The sequence below is a fragment of the Pseudomonas sp. LB1P83 genome (assembly GCF_054897885.1).
Genome location: NZ_CM142709.1, coordinates 1,996,704 through 2,012,927, shown reverse-complemented (window position 1 = coordinate 2,012,927; position 16,224 = coordinate 1,996,704). Strand labels below are relative to the sequence as shown.

Sequence of the window (16,224 nt, the reverse complement as noted above, 5' to 3'; positions counted from 1 at the left end):
TCGTCGAATATCAAAACCTGGCGCGTAACCGGCGGCCCTGTCTGGCGTAGGGATTGCACAAGCCGGTCTTGCAGCCGCAGAACGACGTAATTCTGACGCGGCGAGAATCTAATTAACGCTTGGTCAGTCCCCCCGGAGATGTAACGTGTCAACTCTCAATGAAATCGCAGCGAACCACGCGAGAATGGCTATGGCAAAGGCAGAAGAGTCGACCGGGCTGAGTGAGCGACACCTTCAAATCGTCGGTAGCGTCGAAATCCGCACCCCTGATGAACAACCGCACGTTCCACTGCATTTCATCACCGTGGCGCAGGACAACCACCTCGCCCAGGCGGCTGGCTACTAACGCTGACCCTGACGAAAAAAACCCGGCGCAATGCCGGGTTTTTCTTTGGCTCTTTGTGATCGACCCAGAGCCCTGGCACTAAGTCTTGCCCGCGATTTGCGCCGAGGCGGCCTAAACTCAACTGACCAAGAGCTCGCCGGCAATTGGCGGATGAGGCACTGCCCATGTTCGAAATCTCAGAGGTCACGCGCGTAAAACGCTTCGCCGCTAACACTGTCGGTCGAGATTTCGCCGTCGGCGACATTCATGGCCATTTCACCCGGTTGCAGGCTGCTCTGGAAGCAGACAGGTTCAACGTTTTGGTCGATCGCCTGTTCAGCGTTGGCGACTTGATTGACCGCGGGCCCGAATGCCCTGATGCGCTCGATTGGCTGGACAAGCCGTGGTTCCACGCAGTGTGCGGCAACCATGACGACTACGTGGTTCACTTCGATACCTGCGACGTCGATAGCTGGATCTACAACGGCGGCTTATGGTTTGCCGGCCTATCGCTGTCCGTGCAGAAAGTATTCGCGGCGAAGTTCGCCGAGCTGCCTATCGCCATCGAAGTCGAAACAGCACAAGGCCTGATTGGCATCGTGCATGCCGATTGCCCATTTGCATCATGGGAGCAGCTGCGTGAGGAACTGACATCGCCAGAGAGCAGTCAGCGCTTGAGGCAGGTGCAGCACCGCTGCATGTGGTCGCGAAGTCGGCTCGATCAATGGGAGATGCAGGGCGTTGAGGGCCTGCGCGCAATGATCGTTGGGCATACACCGATACGTAAACCGGTCAGGCTAGGCAATGTGATTCATATCGACACCGCTGGATGGAAGCCGGATGTGGGTTACTTCACCCTTTTGAATCTCGAAACGCTTGAAGCTGCGTCTTGATGGGCGCCAATGTACTAGCCGCGCAAAAGTCTTACACGTAAAAAACGATAGCACCTGTGCTCACGTAGCGAGGCTTTTCGGGCTTTTTCATACCTACCGCTCGTCCTGGCATCAGCACGTTCAGTTTCTGCGCTCTTCCAATGCATATATCCACTCGTATGGTAGGCGCAAACGATGAACAGCAAAATTGCCGCTCTTATGCTCGCGGGACTCTTGTCGATCTGCTCGCTCTACTCGCTCGCGGCCGAGAAGAACACGGAAGACGCTACCATCCCACCGAGTGCTCTTCCGGGGCGTAACCAAGGGGGTGAGTCCAACAAGGAAAAGGCTGACAAAAAGGGTGAGGAGGCTGCGGGTTCCAACTCCGGCGCGGAGTCGGTGGAAATGGACAAAGACGCCGCTACTTCAAGTGACTCGGGGAATGAGGAAACAAAGCCGAGCAGTAGGCAAGTAGCCCTTATGCGGGTTTTCGTAAGGCTGAATATTAGCGAGGCTGTCGAAAAGGTCGGACAGAAGTTCACGTAGCCACATCAAATATCTGCGTTCGCCCGACCTTCAACTCGGTCGCCGGTTGATTCGTCCGTATTAATGGAGAGTCACAACCCTGCGACTTTCCCCAATCCTGATTCGGTCCAGCGCTCGGTTTAGAGAATCCAAGGCATCGAGGAGGGCTTTCGCCTCAACTTCCCGGCCATCGCCCCAAAGGCGTTCTGCCAATTTGTTCAGGGCTTGGATGGAGCGCTCAATTTCAGCAGCAGTCGCTGCTTTGCTTTCCGGCTGTTTCTTCAGCATTGAGTAACCCTTCTGCCGGTCGGTGCTTGCCTTCAGTTGCCAGCTCAAGAGTATCAGCCACTCGAACACATTTGATCTGATCCGTTGAGCTTATAAAGCCAACCACGGCTGTCTTTCCGCCCTGGTGCAGCTAATCGCGATCATACGCCGGTAGATTGCTATGGCCCTCGAAGGATCCCGAGACTGGGACAGAGACGAAAAACTGCTCGTATCGCCAGGCAACAGCATCACCGCCACCGCGCCTATCAAAATCTGCATGATTCTTCCTCGTCCTGAAACGAGTGACCATTGCATTCATCTTTACTTGGAGCGAATCACGATCGTCGATGCGAGCATGTCGCCCAATCGTTTCCGTGATCCAAAAAAAATGAATATCCAGTCAAAAATACTCAGGAAAGGCGTTGTGATGTTTCGCATGAAAGATTGATAGAGATTACAGCTGAGGTAGCTGCGCTCATCAATCACTGACATGCCCAACAACTTTTTGCCAAGGCTTTGGCCGTTCGGCATTGCATCGGAAAACAGGTAATACGCCACGCCTGAGCCGAGAGCGAGCGCGCCAACCACAGTAGACGGCAAGCCAACAAAATCGGCTGATCGCCCTATGAAAAAAAAGAGAAATACAGTGATTATGGAGTCAATCATTTGTCCTCCCCATCGACGCCCCAGACCGGCCAGGTTTTTGGGCTTCTGATACTCGCCTTGGGTATTGCTGACTTCCATGCGCTGCCACTCCGTTGGTATATGGATCAGAGAATATCGGCACCGCCCACAAAACATTTAGTGGCCCCCAAACCGAAGCGCTGAAAAACCCTGGGTCGAAGTATCAAGCCCGCCTGCACGAATCCCCAACAACGCCCCGCCACCCTCCGTAAGAGCCTCCTGCCTCCACGCAACGGATGTCTCAGTCCTTCACCTGCAAGCCCAAGGTCCGTGATTGCGCCAATTTCGGCGGTTTACCCTTACAACGGTATCGCGATGCATCGAATGAACGATTCAGCCTGGAAGAAGGCGCGGGTGAGAGCGGCGAAACGCTGGCAGGAAGAAAACCTTTGCCCCACTCATCTGGGAAGGTGCATGACTTGAAGCATACGTATGTCCGTCGCCTCCGAGCTGCAGGCGCCACCAAGGAGGACCGGAAGGCCTTGCTGGGCCACAAGAACGGCAGCATCACCTGTTACTATTTGGGCGCTGCAGGCATCGCTTCGACTCCATTCGAGGGAATGTAAGCGTAGCAAGGAAAACTCCGAAGCGATCAGGAATCGAAAACAAAGAAAAGCCCGCGTGGGGAGCGCGGGCTAAAGGCTTCATTAGGAGCTGAAATCACAATAGGCTGCAGCCCGTGAAAAACTCGTGAAAGCGCAGAACTAAAAAGCCCGGCACTAGGCCGGGCTGCACTCGATGATGGATGCTTATGTTGGTACCCCCAAGGCATTACCCCTCACAAGCAGTCGGATCTTCATAGACTTCGCACCAGGCAGCCTTCATCAGCGGCTTGCACTCCGCGTCATACTTTCCCCTTAGCTTGGCAGTGCTAGCCGGGGTCATCGGTCCTGGGATCTCCTCGCCTATATCCACCATTTTTTGCGCAACGGCGTCCTGGGCTTCTTGGGTATCGCCGGCGCGTTTCAAAAGTGCATAGAAAGCTTTTGACGACTGTTTGCGGCTTATGTCGGGCTGGTCGCCAACAACCGACAGCAATTCATAGTAGGCCGCACAGTGAATGCCCTTCTCATTTGAAGCATAGGCTAGGGCAATAGACGAAGCGCTGCAGCAGAGGACAGCCAGTAGCCAAGAAATTCTGATCATTACCTTCTTCCATTAAATGAGCTGAGCAAAGTGCGCAGCCATAGTATCGGCGAGAAGGTGAGGGTCTAGCGTGCGGGAGAGGGGGCAGTCAAAAAAGCCCGGTACTGGGCCGGGCTGGACCGACTTTTTAGATATCGGAATGAACGTCGAGCTGTCGTGGATTTGGATCAACCACATGCCTACTCAGTTTTCGCCCGCACAATCCTTCCCGTCTTCACCTCGTCAGCGTGGCGGCAGATCTTTTCTTGCTCAGCTTTCAGTAGAGCCGAGATCTTCATAAGCGCAACGGCTTCATCGGGGGATTTGCTGCGGCCGGCCATGCTGGTCAATTCGGCGACTGACCAGCCGATGACTGCAGTCGCGTCCTCGAGTTCGTAAAACAGCTCATGTTGCGCAGTTCTGGGGCCGTCGAGCCCTTGTATTAGATCAGCCATCTATTTGAGCGTCCTGCTTATTGTGCCGGCCTTGATCTCATCGGCGTACGCAGTCTGCCGATCCTTTATTTATTGCTTATTGGTGCCGTGCCCACGCCGACAAAATCGCAACTTCAAAGACAGCCACCAGGATGAGGAAAATCACAAATCCCCGTGAAAACACGCGCTTTCTGCGCGCCGGGGTGTAATCGTTGCTGAGCTGAAACAATTGGCACAGCAAATCAAATAGCTTGTACAGGAACTCAAACAGTTCGGACATGACGCTTTGCGCTAGAGCTAGTCACGATGAAGTTCACTTGTGAAGGCATGGTGCGCTTCCGGTCCATCCCGTGCTAAAGGCAGGGGTTGAAGAATTCAAGAATGGGTGTTCTGGAGATGACGGGGATGGTAGTGCCAGGGACCGTCCCAGCACCGTAAGCCACACGGTCTGTACCCTTGATAAAACCACCCTCAATGCCGGTGAATGATTTCCGATCGGACACTACCATCCGATTCAGGATCAGCTTCTTTTTCGCGAAATCGGTTTTTACGTCGGGCCATTGGAGCCAGAATTCGTACGCCTTTTCTCGGGTGAACAGAAGGAAATTCGGCGCTTTTTCTATGCCTTCACTTAAGTGAGCGCACATTACTTCCGTCGGTTTGATACGCATGAGGGGGCGATATTTTTTCCCTGCGTATTCGGTAACCAGGAGGTCAGTTTGTGTTAGTACCACCAAAGCATCCGAGCGGTGGCAAGGTACAGAATCTCCATAGAGGTGCTCGCACCATGCCATTTCAACGATCGTGACGATATCGCTTGGATTGAGACGAAGGTCGCGCTCAAGGTTGGCTCGGTCTGCCGGTTGTTCGTAAGGGATATGGCCGCAGCCAGTGAGAGCCAAGCAGATCGTGGCGATTGTTATTGCGAACCGCATCTGTGCGTCCTTGCCTTAGGAAAAGATTGGTTTCGCGCCCGCTCAGCACGAATACATCACCGACCAGAACAAGTACTGGTCTGAAGTTCGGTGAAGCTGTTGCCGCCGTCCGAGCCCAGGACTAGGCGCGCCCTTATCACCCGTACAGCTTTTTAACGGCGCGAAATTTATCACCATTGAATGGCCACTACGAGCAGCCATGACTGGTTTTTATAATTTCTGAATTAGCATTCATTAAATTATCAATCTGTATTGATATTTTATTTAGCTTTTGCTGATTTTTCATCACTCCTCATTTGCCTCACGGCGAACCCAGAGCCATCACCATTTTGCGAAAGCCAATAACGCGGCGGGACTTTGCTCGCCTTGGAGAAACTGAGTCTTGGCGAGCCTTAATACGAGTGCCGGAGCTTGAACGAGCGTGTTTCTGATTCCGTCAGGGTTTGGCGGTCAGCACGAAAAGGCGGGGGTGAAGAATGGTGATGAAAGGCTGGTGGTGCTGAACAGGGTTGCGATGTCGGTGATCGACGGTCAGCGCGGCCTGCATCATGATCTGTTTTTCCCTTATAGGCAGCCGGACCAGTTTGGGCCTACAGCGATTCGCTTGGACATTTGATCGGAGCGGCAGACAAAGTGTAAGCCACCGATTCGCGAGGACCGGCACTGACCATCTTGAGGAGGAAAGCGGGATGATCCCCCGCAAAAGTCCCTACGCGTAAAAAAGCCGAACTAGCTAGAGTTCGGCTAAGTTACTGATAAATATGGTCGGGACGGAGTGATTCGAACACTCGACCCCTAGCACCCCATGCTGGGGACTGTAGAGACCCAAGCAATTGTTTTATAAGGATAACAGGCCTATTTGGCACTCGCAAAACATCCGCTTTTTCGTGCTTATGCAAACGGAAACTCGCGGCCTGCAGAGGTGGTTTTGCGCAGCTTTTCGGGTGGAAATTCGAGGCCATCTGAGCTCTCCCCCTGTTGATGTGCCACTCAATAGCCATCATAGTAAAGGTCGGCTCTCTTCTTATTGGCGAATCCAATGTTTACGTTTTACCTGGCGATCGTTCTCTCTCTAATCTGGATGGCGCTCTGGTTTGCCGTCCCCCCAAGCCGCCGCGCTATCACCAATATCATCTGCTCGATTTTACTTGTCGGGACAATCGCAGGCTTAACAGTGACCAGGCTCTAACACCCCCGCGTGGTGGTGGTGCGGCGTATCTGGACCACCACCATGTCAAGGTGACCCCGAAACCCATGTAAGCTATTGATCACTAAGGAAAACGAGGTGATTTATACGGGGTCTAAAACCGCCTCGTCACCCTATAAGAATCAATAACTTAGCGTTGTATATTCCTACAGTGTTCCCCCCATTCCCGGCGTCCTGCCGACCGAACAGCCTCCAAAATCCTACAGCTCGTCGCCGCACCCTCGCCCAACCGCCTCGCCTAGATTACTGTATATCCAAACAGTACTGACAAGGCGTCACTCGTGGAACCGTATGATATCGAAGACACCAGCTACTGGCTGGGCTCACCCACTGAGCTGGAAACCTGCCGTCAGTTCCTGCGCATGACTGAGAACGAGGTGCAGGAACTGACCCTGCAATTGCGCAAGGCCCGCGAAGACATCTTCGGCCTGGTGCAAATGCATGCGGAAGTATCCAAGGAGCGGGATCAGTTGCGGACCGAATTGACCAGGGCAAAGACGGAGCTTGCGGATTCAAACCGTAGAGCCGCCGATATAGAGACGAAAAGCAACTGGGAGCTGATGGCCAACAGCAGGCACATCAGTGAACTCACCCTCAGGATTCGCGAACTCGCCGGTGAGAAACCGTTCGATAGCCCTTTCCCCCATCAGCGAGACACCTCCCTCACGTAAGCCTGGCAAGCAGCCAGCGCGATCAATCCTTGGTCACCGGCATCGGTGATGGCGACAATTCGTTGAGCATGCGCTGGGTCAAGTTGGGCACGCGCTCTTCCATAAACCACGCCGCCGGCGGCGGTACCGGTTGGCACTGAGCAACCACCGGCTGGATCCTCGGTAAGGAGGACTGACAGCCGCAGATCAGAAGTAGCCAGGCGATCGCGCAGGCGATCCTGCTTCGTTTGAGCATCGCTAAGTTCCTTGTAATGGGTTTGTTCGCTGGCAGCCAGACGCTGCTCGAGCGCCAGGCGCTTGTCCTGATCGATGCGCACCTGGGCGGCAGCCGCCTTGCTGATAGCGTCCAGGTCGTAATGATGTAGGCCGGCCTGCTCGGCGAGCTGCTTGCCGTAGCGCCAGTCCTGAATCCTCCAGACACCACCAGCAGTCAGCAGCAATAGCGCCAGCACGCCTGCTAGCGCCAACTTCCATGCCGCGGGACTCATGGCACATCCTTAAAGAAAACGTGGTGGCCAAGCTTCAGTGTTTGTTTCGCTCCCACAGTCCAGGTCGGAGCCTTCGGCATGGTGGTCGCGTAATAGTGAGTTGCTCCACCGGTAGGATCGGGCTCGGCACCGGACATCACCACGTCGGCGGCCTTTTGCGCCCGGGCGAACTCAGCGGCAGGGATCGGCTTGCTCCCACAGAGGTACAAGTAGTTCGGATCGTTTTTGTTCCAGCAGCTGAATTGGTACGGCTTCAGGCACACACCGGCATAGCCCTCTCCCCACCACGACTTAGCCTTGCCATCGCTCACGCGGTTTCGGATGGTCCAAGCGACGGCGATCTGCCCCGCCAGATTTTCGCCGCGCGCCTCTCCCCACAGCGTGCGGGCAAGGATGTCTCAATCGTTGTTAATTTCAGTCATTACTTTTCTCCAAGCACAAAAAAACCGGCTTTAGCACCGGAGCTCAAGAGGATCTGCAGCTGTTGCTGAGCTGTGATGGGTATGGCTTTTCCGAAATAAATAAACGCAGTGCGGCGAGATGTCGCCCGTGAACTTTCGATCAGGTACGATACGCGCGCCCTGGAGTCAGGCTTGAACCACATGGAGCTACGCCCGATGTCATCTGTTGCCAGCCCACAATTAAGCTCGCGAAAACAAACGCCGCATCACTTAAAATACCGATCGGATATCGACGGGCTCCGCGCTATCGCAGTTTTGAGCGTAGTAATTTTCCATCTGGGACTTGGCTTGTTCCCCGGCGGCTTCGTTGGCGTGGATGTCTTCTTTGTAATATCTGGGTTCTTGATCAGCAAGATCATCTATACAGAAACTGCATCAGGTTCTTTTTCTATAGCTAATTTCTATGTCAGGCGAGCTCGTCGCATTCTGCCAGGGCTATTATCGGTACTTGTGGTTTGTTCGATTTGTGCTGGGTATCTTCTTTACCCAAGCGAGCTTGTGAGCTATGCAAAATCTGTAATTTCGACTGCACTCTTTTCGGCAAACATATATTTCTACGCGACATTGAATTACTTCGGCCCTTCAGCGGGAGAGATTCCCTTACTACATCTATGGTCGCTTGGCGTGGAAGAGCAGTTTTACATCCTGTTCCCAATCCTTGCCATTGTCATGGCCGCATCGCCGACGCGCAATCTTCGGATTGTTATTTTCTCGCTTCTGGCTGCATCCGTCGCCTCGTCAGTATGGCTACTGTCGAGGGACCCGTCCGCAGCGTTCTACCTGCTGCCGTTCAGGGCTTTCGAAATGCTAATTGGTAGCGCTCTTGCGCTGCCTGGACGCGGCGTCTCGTTGAGCAAGTCATCCTCTGCTCTGGTTTGCGCCGCCGGCTTGACGTGTATCTGTGTAGCGGTATTCGGCTATGACAAGGCAACGCTGTTCCCTGGCCTCGCCGCACTGCTCCCATGCATCGGGGCGGTGTTGATCATCTATGCCGGCGAGCAGAAAAACGCACTATCCCAAAGGGTACTAGGGAATGAATTTCTTGCGTCCATCGGCAAAATTTCCTATTCGCTTTATTTGGTCCATTGGCCTGTTATCGTTTTCGGCAAAAGGGCATTCCCGTACGCTGACCAGTACACATTCGCGGCGTCAGCATTTGCAGTCTCGTTGCTCCTTGCGTACCTAAATTTCCGATATATCGAGCAGCCGTTCAGGGGGCGTAGCTCTATACAGCGCCCAGCAAAAGTCCTTGGCGTATCCTTTGCAGCGCTTGCGTCTGTAATGTTTATTTCAGGGCTGACCGTTTACAAGGGCGGGTTTGTTGGAGGGATTGACCACCGCGTCCAAAAGGTTCTGTCGTACCTCAGTTATGATGCAAGCGGCCCATACAAGACAGGAACTTGCTTCCAAACCTCTGAGCAAGATCCTCAAGAGGTTGATATTTCTTCTTGCTTACCTAAAGAAAGCAGTAAAAAAATAATGTTGTGGGGCGATAGCCATGCAGCTCAGTACATACCTGGGCTAACACGCACTTTGGAGTCTAGAGGTTATTCCCTTGGATTTTTAACTGCTCAATCATGCCCACCAATCATGGGCGTCACAGTTTTATCCAATCCAAGATGCGGCGCTTTCAATGAGATGGCTTTGCCGGTAATTCTCAATGAGAAGCCAGAAATTATTATTATGTCGGCCAACTGGGTTACCAATCAGGTAACCATGAACTTATTAGAAAAAACAATAAAGCAGCTTTCGGATACAGGAATCAAATTAGTATTGCTTGGCGAGTCCCCCCTCTACAAACAGAATGTCCCTGCAATCATTGCCGAAAAAATAAAATCTGGAAACACTGATTTCACTGCACCAGAGCTGCTAGTACATCTTTTTCTTGATCACTCGCAGAGAGTTATGTCACGCAGATTTGCAAACAGGACAGATGTTAAATACATATATGTAATGAACATACTCTGCCCTGACAATAAATGCCCCTTAACGACGCCCAACGGAACTCCTACTGCCTTCGATATCGCTCACCTAACCAAGGAAGGATCCGAGGTGTTCGCGGAGAAGCTGACGCCGTTAATTTTGGATTAACAGGATAAATTCAAATTTATACCGCTGGAGCGAGTGGCCATCCTGGAGTTGCCACGCTCACATCGACAACCTGAAGAGCCCGATAATATGCCTGCCAAGCTCTGGCTTTAACAGTTTCGTCATCGGTGGCGTCCCCCAGTTGAAGTGACACGAGGATTGGCGCCATTGCTTGCGATGCCTGCGTCATGAGCGCAGACCGCTGCGTCTCGTTGGCGGCTTGGATCTCTTCAGGTGACGGCTGGTAAGGAACAGGCGCCGAAAAGGTCGTGCCGTCGAACGTCCAACGATACTGCGGGCTCGGATCAAGATTAGTGATGTCGTGCAAGGTTTCAACAAACCAGCTGGGGAAACGGATTTCGATAGGCTTTTCCAGTCCGATCCGACTCGAATCTCCTTCGGTCCAAAATGGCCCCTCGTCGTCGAACAATTCCGGGGTGATGATTTCTTGGACAATACCGCTTTCGACGCGTGCGTAAGTCTTAAACATTATGCGTCCTCCCAGATAGTTGCTTCTCCCGCAGCCCCAAGGCCGCCGGCTTTGTTTACGCCAACAGATGCACCGTTTGCAGCACCAGAGCCGCCAGAACCAGGAGAAACACCGTTATTACCAGCCGTCCCCGTAGTTGGAGCACCACTTACTGGCGCCCCACCTCCGCCAAGCACGGATCCTCCGCCGGCGCCGCCCAGCGGCGTAGGGCTATAGAACCCGAAGCCGCCGGTATGACCGTTTGCGTTTAGCTCGCCACCCGAGCCTACCCCGCCGGCGGTTATACCAAATGGGATGCCGGAAGCTGAGGCAGTAGTAGCGGTGGAACCACCGGCGCCACCTGTCGCGATAATCAGGCTACCGATAGAAGTCGTACCGCCAGCCGTAGAGCCTGTCGAGATATCGGAAAGCCCACCGTTCCCTACAGCTATCGAAACCCCATTAAATGATGCGATTGGGGCAGTCTTAGCTGCCCAGCCACCGCCCCCGCCACCTGGTGCAGCTGACACTGCGCCCGCCCCAGTAGCGCCAGCAACACCTCCCCCTCCCCCACCACCAATGACTTCGCCAACTCCGAAAGTTGCATTAGGATGCTTGACGAAGGTCGAGCCCACGTTAGCGAAAGCAGCACCGTCTACCGACGCTTGTAACACCCCTGCGTTTTTCCGATAGACCGTGGTTCGTAGCAGTCGCCCAGGTGTAGTTTTTCCGATTGAATCCAGAAGATCGGCAGCACGGCCTTTCGTCGGTGTAATGCCCGCAGCGACCAACACCGCAATGATATTTTCCTGAACGTCGTTCGCCCAGTCGTCCGTGACCATCGTGGCCTGAATGCCAGCAACTGGGTCGCCATCCGTGAACCTGTTATCTACCGTGGCGCCTGGCCCATCAATTCTGTGCATGCGTCAATCTCCATAAGCGAAGAGCGCGACCGTGTGCGCTGGTTTCAACTGATTAATTTTGCATTCGAGGGTGTCATTACCCCAGGTGCGCAACCGCTCCCCCACGGCCGACTGGCCAACGCGGAAGCTGGTTACTGAAACCTCAGGCGCCCTAATGAGCCAGGTGAATGCCCAGGGGCCATTGGTGAGCAAATCACCAGCGCGCGAGCGACCGACTCTGAAAGACCGGAACGTCTCGATCGTTACCGTGTATCCGAGAGATGCAGCCAACTCAATGAAGTAGGCAGCTGACTGGCCCCCAGTGCTTGTGAGCTTCGCAAGAAGCGCGTTGCGTCGGCCCTGCAACGTCTCCTCCAGAGTGCCGGAACACTTGTCAGGAAGACCGGCGACCCGCTCCCAATCAGGAAGCAGCTCCAAGGACGTTACTGGGTTCACCTCTAGCGGCAAAACACTCCCCCGTGCATCCACGCGCGCCAGCTCCAGCGACATTCCGTCGAGCAGGTCATGGAGAGTTGATCCGGGATCACGGGGGAAAGCCTGGCCAGGTGGAAGCAGCGATTTCAGCTGCTCCCTGTATTCAGCAGCTGTTGGCATTGCGCCTCCTAAAAGCTGGAGAAAGTAACGGTGCCGAGAGTCGCCATGTGGCCAGCAGCGTGCGTCACGTCAGCGGTTGGCGTGACGATCTGGTTATTGTCTTCACCAGTCGCCAGCGATACAGCTTCGCGTAGCCGACTGATCAGAATCGTCCCACCAGGTGCGGAGTCGCGATCGATCAGGTCTGCCAACTCGGCGAGCACGGCATTCTGTACAGCGGTGGTGTTCGGCGCGATCTTGATGGTCATGACCAGTGGGTCGGCGACTGGCGCTGCGACGAAAACTTCTGCTGTCACCGGAGCGCGAGCCTCGATGTAAGCCTGAACCTCGGCCACCTTTGCGGGGCTCGGGATGATGCTCACATCCTCGTCACACACGAACAGGACAGTTACGGTGCCTGCGCCCATCTGTAGCGGGTAAACCCATACCCGGGTGACGCCCGCCACCTCAAGCGCCCACTGTTCGTAGTCAGAAGCTGCGTCGAGTACTCCGCGACGACGGCACGGCATGGGTGAACATGGGCGATAGCTATGCATCAATAGCTGGCGGGTATGCCCCAGACGGTTCGGCGGGCAAGCGCGACATCGTTTCAAAGACGACCAGAGGCGCTGTTCGCCGTGGCCATAGAAGAAAGCCGCACGAAGGATTCAAACAAAAGGACTTGATGGGCATGCCTTGGCGCTTGGCTTTCGCCCTACAGGAAGACGGCTGGTACCTACGTCAGGACATCATCTGGCACAAGCCGAACCCGATGCCTGAGAGCGTAAGGGACCGCTGCACCAAGGCCCACGAATACATTTTCCTGTTGAGTAAGTCGCCGAAGTACTACTACGACCAGTCGGCGATCCTCGAACCCTGCTCACCAAATACCCATAACCGCCTCTCGCAGGACGTACTCGCGCAGATCGGCAGCGACCGAGCAAACGGCGGCGCCAAGAGCAACGGGAACATGAAAGCAGTTGCCAGAAAGTCGAATGGCGTCGGCTGGGGTCATGGTACCGACGGCGAGGAACGCCACCGTGGCCGGATCAAGGACAACGAGTCGATGAACGCTGCCCTTGCCGTAATGCCCAGCGAACGAAACAAGCGAACTGTGTGGACCGTACCGACGCACAGCTTCAAAGGTTCCCACTTCGCGACCTTCCCGCCTGACCTAATCCGGCCATGCGTTTTGGCCGGTGCACCCCGTGGCGGTGTGGTGCTGGACCCGTTCGGCGGTGCCGGTACCACCGCGGTGGTTGCGATGCAGGAAGGCCGCAAGTCAATTCTGTGCGAACTCAACCCCGACTATGCAGCCATGGCTGAACGCCGGATCGCGGCGGCCTGGCTCGACGGCGCGGCGCAGATGGACGTGTTTCACGATTCAGCGCCAGCCGCATAACCCCAAACCTTACAACTCAACCAGCCTGCCGGTGTACGGCGGGCGAGGAATCCTCATGCCTCTCGAAAACATGCCCGTCATGAAGGGCGTCAATATCAAATCAATCCCAATGCGCTTGCTCATGCCCTACGAAGAACAGGGGCTTCGCAATCACAACCAATCTCTGCAACGCCTTGCCGAACGCGGCGGCATGGACTCAACCGAGATTTTAGGGATGGTGCGAGGGCTGCGCTGGAGCCAACTCAAAGTCCGGCCGGACGACGAGGCTGAACTCATCAAGTGGGTCGCCAGTAAATCCTAACCACCTTCTGCCGCCACGCGCGGCATGGAGCATCGCTATGTCCGCAGCAAAACTCTTCGAACTGCTCATGTGCGGCCTGGCCTACCTGGTTCTGTCCGGGCTCTGGTTCTGTTTGGCAGCACCCTGGCTGCTGAACGACGGTGCAACTGCATCGCTGTTCACCCTCAAAATCGGCGCGGCCATCTGGATCTGCGCCACCGCCTGCATCGTCATTCACGTCATTCAGAAAGCGCGGCCGGCGTAGCCCGGCAAGGAGGCAACCATGAAAAGAGAACTCATCAAAATCAGCGAACTCCAGCGCCGGCGCTGGGGCGAGAACGGAACGCCGCAATGCCCACAAGCCATCCGCAACCACATCCGAAACGGTGTGGTCCCCGGGGAGCAGATCGGGAAACTCTGGTACGTTGACTGGGCAGCGTTCAACAGGTCGAACGGCAACGAACTGGTCGCGATGGTATTGAAAGGAGCTGCATGATGGTCCCACGGCCGCGCAACAAGGCGAACAAGAGTCTCCCGCAGAACCTGTATTTCGATTCGCGGCGCTCGACTTATCGCTACCGGCGGCCTACCGACGGTAAGTGGTTCCAGTTTGGCAGCGATCGAATCAAGGCAATCGATGCCGCGAAGCAGTTGAACCTGGAATTCATGCGCGGCGCTGACCTAATCGGCGCCGTGATGGGCAGCTCATCAGAATCATTTGCCGGCTTCCTCGACACCTACGAACGTGACGTTCTGCCACCACGCGAGCTGGCCAAAGGAACGCTGGGCCTTTACGCCGTGCACTTCCGGCGCTTCCGCAAGCAGTTCGAGGGCAAAGCTGTAGATCAGATAACCATTCGCATGGTCGCGGAGATGCTGGACGCGCTCACCCCGCGCACGGCGAACCAGTGCCGGGCGCTGCTGATTGACATCTTCAATCACGCAGCGTCCAAAGGACTGTGCCCGGACAACCCGGCGGCCAGCACTATCAACCGGATCGAGAAGAAGCAGCGCAAACGCCACACGGTGGAAGGACTGAAAGCCATCCGGGAGAAGTCGCCGGCTTGGCTGCAGAACGCAATCGACCTGGCGTTGATCACTGCCCAGCGACGGACAGACATTCTCGATATGCGTTTTGATGGAAGTCGGGAGGGTTACCTGTACGTGGTGCAGAAGAAGACGGCCAAAGCCAGTGACGCGGCATGGATACGGTTTCTGATAACGCCGGAGTTGCAGGCGGTCATCAGCCGATGCCGTGACGATGTCGTATCGCCCTACCTGGTGCACCGGAAGCCCGAGCGCCGGAAACAGAAACAGGCGCAAACCAAGGATCACTGGACAAAGGTTGAGGAGAGGTATTTGACGCGAGCATTCAAGGAGGCCAAGGAGGCGGCGAACTGCTACGCGGGATGGAAGGAAGAGGAGATGCCGGGCTTCCACGAAGTGCGAGCGCTGTCGCTGCACCTGTACAAGAAAGCCGGAAAGGATGGACAGAAAATCGCCGGGCATGCGCGCGAGGGCATGACCAGAAACTACAAGCGGGTCCACGAGGAAATCGTCTGGTCTGAAGCAATTCCGGACCTGAATATCAGCGAAATCACCGGATAGTTTTGCGCCAGTTTTGCGCAGACACAAAAAAACCGATCTAGATGATCGGCTTAAGTGTCTGATTTAACTCAGGAATAATGGTCGGGACGGAGTGATTCGAACACTCGACCCCTAGCACCCCATGCTAGTGCGCTACCGGACTGCGCTACGCCCCGACTAGGCGTGAAACTCGTTCCTCTCCTCGAAGAACGCTCAAGAATATATCGCAAGCATTTGAAAACTGGAAGTATTCAAACGCAGGAAATTATTTCTTGAGGACAACCAACACATCTTCCAACTCAGCAATCATCTGCCGAATCATCTGCTTGTATTGAGTGGTGTCGTCTTTGGCTTCATCACCGGACAAACGCAAGCGCGCGCCGCCGATGGTGAACCCTTGATCGTAAAGAAGCGCGCGGATCTGCCGGATCATCAGCACGTCTTGTCGCTGATAATACCGGCGGTTTCCGCGGCGTTTGACGGGGTTGAGTTGAGGAAACTCCTGCTCCCAATAGCGCAGCACGTGTGGTTTTACCGCACACAGCTCGCTGACTTCACCAATGGTGAAGTAGCGTTTGCCTGGGATGACGGGTAGCTCGTCGTTATGACTTGGTTCCAGCATAAGCCTCAACTCGGGCCTTCAACTTCTGCCCTGGACGAAAGGTGACCACACGGCGAGCCGTGATCGGGATTTCTTCACCCGTTTTCGGATTGCGGCCAGGCCGCTGGCGTTTGTCCCGAAGGTCGAAATTGCCGAAACCGGACAATTTGACTTGTTCGTTGTCTTCAAGAGCGTGCCTGATTTCTTCAAAAAACAGTTCGACCAATTCCTTGGCCTCCCGTTTATTCAGGCCCAGCTCTTCATACAGACGTTCCGCCATCTCAGCTTTCGTCAGAGCCCCCATACG

At 55.0% G+C, this 16,224-nt stretch carries 24 protein-coding genes, 1 tRNA gene and 2 pseudogenes; 12 read left to right on the top strand and 15 right to left on the bottom strand.

All coding sequences use genetic code 11. The features are described 5' to 3' along the window. The first annotated feature begins 145 nt into the window (after window positions 1-145). The 3 genes from ACYZTY_RS09335 to ACYZTY_RS09325 all read left to right on the top strand — a co-directional run bounded on the left by ACYZTY_RS09335 (window position 146) and on the right by ACYZTY_RS09325 (window position 1,743). Window positions 146-346 (top strand): hypothetical protein, encoded by a 201-nt coding sequence (locus ACYZTY_RS09335; protein ID WP_461958200.1) that lies wholly within the window; start codon window positions 146-148, stop codon window positions 344-346. A 164-nt stretch (window positions 347-510) separates the two neighbouring features. Continuing rightward, window positions 511-1,218, top strand: coding sequence for a metallophosphoesterase (locus ACYZTY_RS09330; RefSeq protein WP_461958199.1), 708 nt, complete (start codon window positions 511-513; stop codon window positions 1,216-1,218). Window positions 1,219-1,392: 174 nt separating this feature from the next. After that, window positions 1,393-1,743, top strand: a complete 351-nt coding sequence (locus ACYZTY_RS09325) for a hypothetical protein (protein ID WP_461958198.1) — start codon at window positions 1,393-1,395, stop codon at window positions 1,741-1,743. A 60-nt stretch (window positions 1,744-1,803) separates the two neighbouring features. On the opposite strand, the gene ACYZTY_RS09320 is transcribed toward ACYZTY_RS09325, so the two are convergent. After that, window positions 1,804-2,010, bottom strand: coding sequence for a hypothetical protein (locus tag ACYZTY_RS09320; protein WP_461959286.1), 207 nt, complete (start codon window positions 2,008-2,010; stop codon window positions 1,804-1,806). 300 nt (window positions 2,011-2,310) lie between these two features. Next, window positions 2,311-2,733, bottom strand: a complete 423-nt coding sequence (locus ACYZTY_RS09315; RefSeq protein ID WP_461958197.1) for an RDD family protein — start codon at window positions 2,731-2,733, stop codon at window positions 2,311-2,313. Window positions 2,734-2,964: 231 nt separating this feature from the next. On the opposite strand from ACYZTY_RS09315, the pseudogene ACYZTY_RS09310 reads away from it, so the two are divergent. Next, window positions 2,965-3,203 (top strand): annotated as a pseudogene (locus tag ACYZTY_RS09310) (tyrosine-type recombinase/integrase); the annotation flags it as partial. A gap of 241 nt (window positions 3,204-3,444) precedes the next feature. On the opposite strand, the gene ACYZTY_RS09305 reads toward ACYZTY_RS09310, so the two are convergent. The 4 genes from ACYZTY_RS09305 to ACYZTY_RS09290 all read right to left on the bottom strand — a co-directional run bounded on the left by ACYZTY_RS09305 (window position 3,445) and on the right by ACYZTY_RS09290 (window position 5,167). Then, window positions 3,445-3,819: a hypothetical protein gene (locus tag ACYZTY_RS09305; RefSeq protein ID WP_461958196.1), complete on the bottom strand. Its 375-nt coding sequence runs from the start codon at window positions 3,817-3,819 to the stop codon at window positions 3,445-3,447. Window positions 3,820-3,998: 179 nt separating this feature from the next. Beyond that, window positions 3,999-4,253, bottom strand: coding sequence for a hypothetical protein (locus ACYZTY_RS09300; RefSeq protein WP_461958195.1), 255 nt, complete (start codon window positions 4,251-4,253; stop codon window positions 3,999-4,001). A gap of 76 nt (window positions 4,254-4,329) precedes the next feature. Further along, a complete protein-coding gene (locus tag ACYZTY_RS09295; protein WP_461958194.1) occupies window positions 4,330-4,512 on the bottom strand; it encodes a hypothetical protein in 183 nt (60 codons plus the stop codon). Window positions 4,513-4,585: 73 nt separating this feature from the next. Continuing rightward, window positions 4,586-5,167, bottom strand: coding sequence for a hypothetical protein (locus ACYZTY_RS09290; protein ID WP_461958193.1), 582 nt, complete (start codon window positions 5,165-5,167; stop codon window positions 4,586-4,588). 383 nt (window positions 5,168-5,550) lie between these two features. Here ACYZTY_RS09290 and ACYZTY_RS09285 point away from each other — a divergent pair. Both ACYZTY_RS09285 and ACYZTY_RS09280 read left to right on the top strand, forming a co-directional pair. After that, window positions 5,551-5,756 (top strand): annotated as a pseudogene (locus ACYZTY_RS09285) (tyrosine-type recombinase/integrase); the annotation flags it as partial. An 899-nt stretch (window positions 5,757-6,655) separates the two neighbouring features. Next, window positions 6,656-7,045 carry a hypothetical protein gene (locus ACYZTY_RS09280; protein WP_461958192.1) on the top strand — a complete coding sequence of 130 codons (390 nt, stop codon included), beginning with the start codon at window positions 6,656-6,658 and terminating at the stop codon, window positions 7,043-7,045. Here the strand turns inward: ACYZTY_RS09280 and ACYZTY_RS09275 are convergent. Genes ACYZTY_RS09275 through ACYZTY_RS09265 form a run of 3 tightly spaced genes read right to left on the bottom strand, consistent with a single transcriptional unit; the run spans window position 7,021 to window position 8,137 of the window. Beyond that, on the bottom strand, window positions 7,021-7,533 hold the full coding sequence (locus ACYZTY_RS09275; RefSeq protein WP_461958191.1) for a lysis protein: 513 nt from the start codon (window positions 7,531-7,533) through the stop codon (window positions 7,021-7,023). The two genes, ACYZTY_RS09280 and ACYZTY_RS09275, sit on opposite strands and share 25 nt — an antisense overlap. Beyond that, window positions 7,530-7,928 carry a cell wall hydrolase gene (locus ACYZTY_RS09270; protein ID WP_461959285.1) on the bottom strand — a complete coding sequence of 133 codons (399 nt, stop codon included), beginning with the start codon at window positions 7,926-7,928 and terminating at the stop codon, window positions 7,530-7,532. Before ACYZTY_RS09270 ends, ACYZTY_RS09275 begins: the two co-directional genes overlap by 4 nt. Before the next feature lie 26 nt (window positions 7,929-7,954). Further along, entirely contained in the window at window positions 7,955-8,137 is a 183-nt protein-coding gene (locus ACYZTY_RS09265; protein WP_461958190.1) for a hypothetical protein, read from the bottom strand. A 13-nt stretch (window positions 8,138-8,150) separates the two neighbouring features. Here ACYZTY_RS09265 and ACYZTY_RS09260 point away from each other — a divergent pair, with 13 nt between their 5' ends. Next, window positions 8,151-10,085: an acyltransferase family protein gene (locus ACYZTY_RS09260; RefSeq protein ID WP_461958189.1), complete on the top strand. Its 1,935-nt coding sequence runs from the start codon at window positions 8,151-8,153 to the stop codon at window positions 10,083-10,085. A gap of 16 nt (window positions 10,086-10,101) precedes the next feature. Here ACYZTY_RS09260 and ACYZTY_RS09255 read toward each other — a convergent pair whose 3' ends face one another. The 3 genes from ACYZTY_RS09255 to ACYZTY_RS09245 all read right to left on the bottom strand — a co-directional run bounded on the left by ACYZTY_RS09255 (window position 10,102) and on the right by ACYZTY_RS09245 (window position 12,577). Next, entirely contained in the window at window positions 10,102-10,572 is a 471-nt protein-coding gene (locus ACYZTY_RS09255; protein ID WP_461958188.1) for a tail fiber assembly protein, read from the bottom strand. Window positions 10,573-11,477: 905 nt separating this feature from the next. Beyond that, complete coding sequence (locus tag ACYZTY_RS09250; RefSeq protein ID WP_461958187.1) at window positions 11,478-12,068, bottom strand: YmfQ family protein; 591 nt, start codon at window positions 12,066-12,068, stop codon at window positions 11,478-11,480. An 8-nt stretch (window positions 12,069-12,076) separates the two neighbouring features. Next, a complete protein-coding gene (locus tag ACYZTY_RS09245; protein WP_461958186.1) occupies window positions 12,077-12,577 on the bottom strand; it encodes a baseplate J/gp47 family protein in 501 nt (166 codons plus the stop codon). On the opposite strand from ACYZTY_RS09245, the gene ACYZTY_RS09240 reads away from it, so the two are divergent. The 5 genes from ACYZTY_RS09240 to ACYZTY_RS09220 are packed head-to-tail and all read left to right on the top strand — an operon-like array spanning window position 12,544 to window position 15,337. Next, entirely contained in the window at window positions 12,544-13,449 is a 906-nt protein-coding gene (locus tag ACYZTY_RS09240; protein WP_461959284.1) for a DNA-methyltransferase, read from the top strand. The two genes, ACYZTY_RS09245 and ACYZTY_RS09240, sit on opposite strands and share 34 nt — an antisense overlap. A 55-nt stretch (window positions 13,450-13,504) precedes the next feature. Further along, window positions 13,505-13,750, top strand: coding sequence for a hypothetical protein (locus tag ACYZTY_RS09235; RefSeq protein WP_461958185.1), 246 nt, complete (start codon window positions 13,505-13,507; stop codon window positions 13,748-13,750). 37 nt (window positions 13,751-13,787) lie between these two features. Next, a complete protein-coding gene (locus ACYZTY_RS09230; protein WP_461958184.1) occupies window positions 13,788-13,994 on the top strand; it encodes a hypothetical protein in 207 nt (68 codons plus the stop codon). 18 nt (window positions 13,995-14,012) lie between these two features. Beyond that, window positions 14,013-14,225, top strand: coding sequence for a hypothetical protein (locus ACYZTY_RS09225; RefSeq protein WP_461958183.1), 213 nt, complete (start codon window positions 14,013-14,015; stop codon window positions 14,223-14,225). Beyond that, entirely contained in the window at window positions 14,225-15,337 is a 1,113-nt protein-coding gene (locus tag ACYZTY_RS09220) for a phage integrase Arm DNA-binding domain-containing protein (protein ID WP_461959283.1), read from the top strand. The genes ACYZTY_RS09225 and ACYZTY_RS09220 overlap by 1 nt, the downstream gene beginning before the upstream one ends. A 78-nt stretch (window positions 15,338-15,415) precedes the next feature. On the opposite strand, the gene ACYZTY_RS09215 is transcribed toward ACYZTY_RS09220, so the two are convergent. The 3 genes from ACYZTY_RS09215 to ihfA all read right to left on the bottom strand — a co-directional run bounded on the left by ACYZTY_RS09215 (window position 15,416) and on the right by ihfA (window position 16,221). Beyond that, window positions 15,416-15,492, bottom strand: a tRNA-Pro gene (locus ACYZTY_RS09215). Between the two features lie 89 nt (window positions 15,493-15,581). Further along, window positions 15,582-15,938: a MerR family transcriptional regulator gene (locus tag ACYZTY_RS09210; protein WP_003179985.1), complete on the bottom strand. Its 357-nt coding sequence runs from the start codon at window positions 15,936-15,938 to the stop codon at window positions 15,582-15,584. Continuing rightward, on the bottom strand, window positions 15,919-16,221 hold the full coding sequence (ihfA, locus tag ACYZTY_RS09205; RefSeq protein ID WP_002553164.1) for an integration host factor subunit alpha: 303 nt from the start codon (window positions 16,219-16,221) through the stop codon (window positions 15,919-15,921). The genes ACYZTY_RS09210 and ihfA overlap by 20 nt, the downstream gene beginning before the upstream one ends. Window positions 16,222-16,224 lie beyond the last annotated feature (3 nt).

Bases quoted from the DNA above. Each gene is read 5' to 3' on its own strand.
- ACYZTY_RS09330 (WP_461958199.1), top strand. From the start codon at position 511: ATGTTCGAAATCTCAGAGGTCACGCGCGTAAAACGCTTCGCCGCTAAC.
- ACYZTY_RS09325 (WP_461958198.1), top strand. From the start codon at position 1,393: ATGAACAGCAAAATTGCCGCTCTTATGCTCGCGGGACTCTTGTCGATC.
- ACYZTY_RS09320 (WP_461959286.1), bottom strand. From the start codon at position 2,010: ATGCTGAAGAAACAGCCGGAAAGCAAAGCAGCGACTGCTGCTGAAATT.
- ACYZTY_RS09315 (WP_461958197.1), bottom strand. From the start codon at position 2,733: ATGGAAGTCAGCAATACCCAAGGCGAGTATCAGAAGCCCAAAAACCTG.
- ACYZTY_RS09305 (WP_461958196.1), bottom strand. From the start codon at position 3,819: ATGATCAGAATTTCTTGGCTACTGGCTGTCCTCTGCTGCAGCGCTTCG.
- ACYZTY_RS09300 (WP_461958195.1), bottom strand. From the start codon at position 4,253: ATGGCTGATCTAATACAAGGGCTCGACGGCCCCAGAACTGCGCAACAT.
- ACYZTY_RS09295 (WP_461958194.1), bottom strand. From the start codon at position 4,512: ATGTCCGAACTGTTTGAGTTCCTGTACAAGCTATTTGATTTGCTGTGC.
- ACYZTY_RS09290 (WP_461958193.1), bottom strand. From the start codon at position 5,167: ATGCGGTTCGCAATAACAATCGCCACGATCTGCTTGGCTCTCACTGGC.
- ACYZTY_RS09275 (WP_461958191.1), bottom strand. From the start codon at position 7,533: ATGAGTCCCGCGGCATGGAAGTTGGCGCTAGCAGGCGTGCTGGCGCTA.
- ACYZTY_RS09265 (WP_461958190.1), bottom strand. From the start codon at position 8,137: ATGTGGTTCAAGCCTGACTCCAGGGCGCGCGTATCGTACCTGATCGAA.
- ACYZTY_RS09260 (WP_461958189.1), top strand. From the start codon at position 8,151: ATGTCATCTGTTGCCAGCCCACAATTAAGCTCGCGAAAACAAACGCCG.
- ACYZTY_RS09255 (WP_461958188.1), bottom strand. From the start codon at position 10,572: ATGTTTAAGACTTACGCACGCGTCGAAAGCGGTATTGTCCAAGAAATC.
- ACYZTY_RS09250 (WP_461958187.1), bottom strand. From the start codon at position 12,068: ATGCCAACAGCTGCTGAATACAGGGAGCAGCTGAAATCGCTGCTTCCA.
- ACYZTY_RS09245 (WP_461958186.1), bottom strand. From the start codon at position 12,577: ATGCCGTGCCGTCGTCGCGGAGTACTCGACGCAGCTTCTGACTACGAA.
- ACYZTY_RS09235 (WP_461958185.1), top strand. From the start codon at position 13,505: ATGCCTCTCGAAAACATGCCCGTCATGAAGGGCGTCAATATCAAATCA.
- ACYZTY_RS09230 (WP_461958184.1), top strand. From the start codon at position 13,788: ATGTCCGCAGCAAAACTCTTCGAACTGCTCATGTGCGGCCTGGCCTAC.
- ACYZTY_RS09225 (WP_461958183.1), top strand. From the start codon at position 14,013: ATGAAAAGAGAACTCATCAAAATCAGCGAACTCCAGCGCCGGCGCTGG.
- ACYZTY_RS09220 (WP_461959283.1), top strand. From the start codon at position 14,225: ATGGTCCCACGGCCGCGCAACAAGGCGAACAAGAGTCTCCCGCAGAAC.
- ACYZTY_RS09210 (WP_003179985.1), bottom strand. From the start codon at position 15,938: ATGCTGGAACCAAGTCATAACGACGAGCTACCCGTCATCCCAGGCAAA.
- ihfA (WP_002553164.1), bottom strand. From the start codon at position 16,221: ATGGGGGCTCTGACGAAAGCTGAGATGGCGGAACGTCTGTATGAAGAG.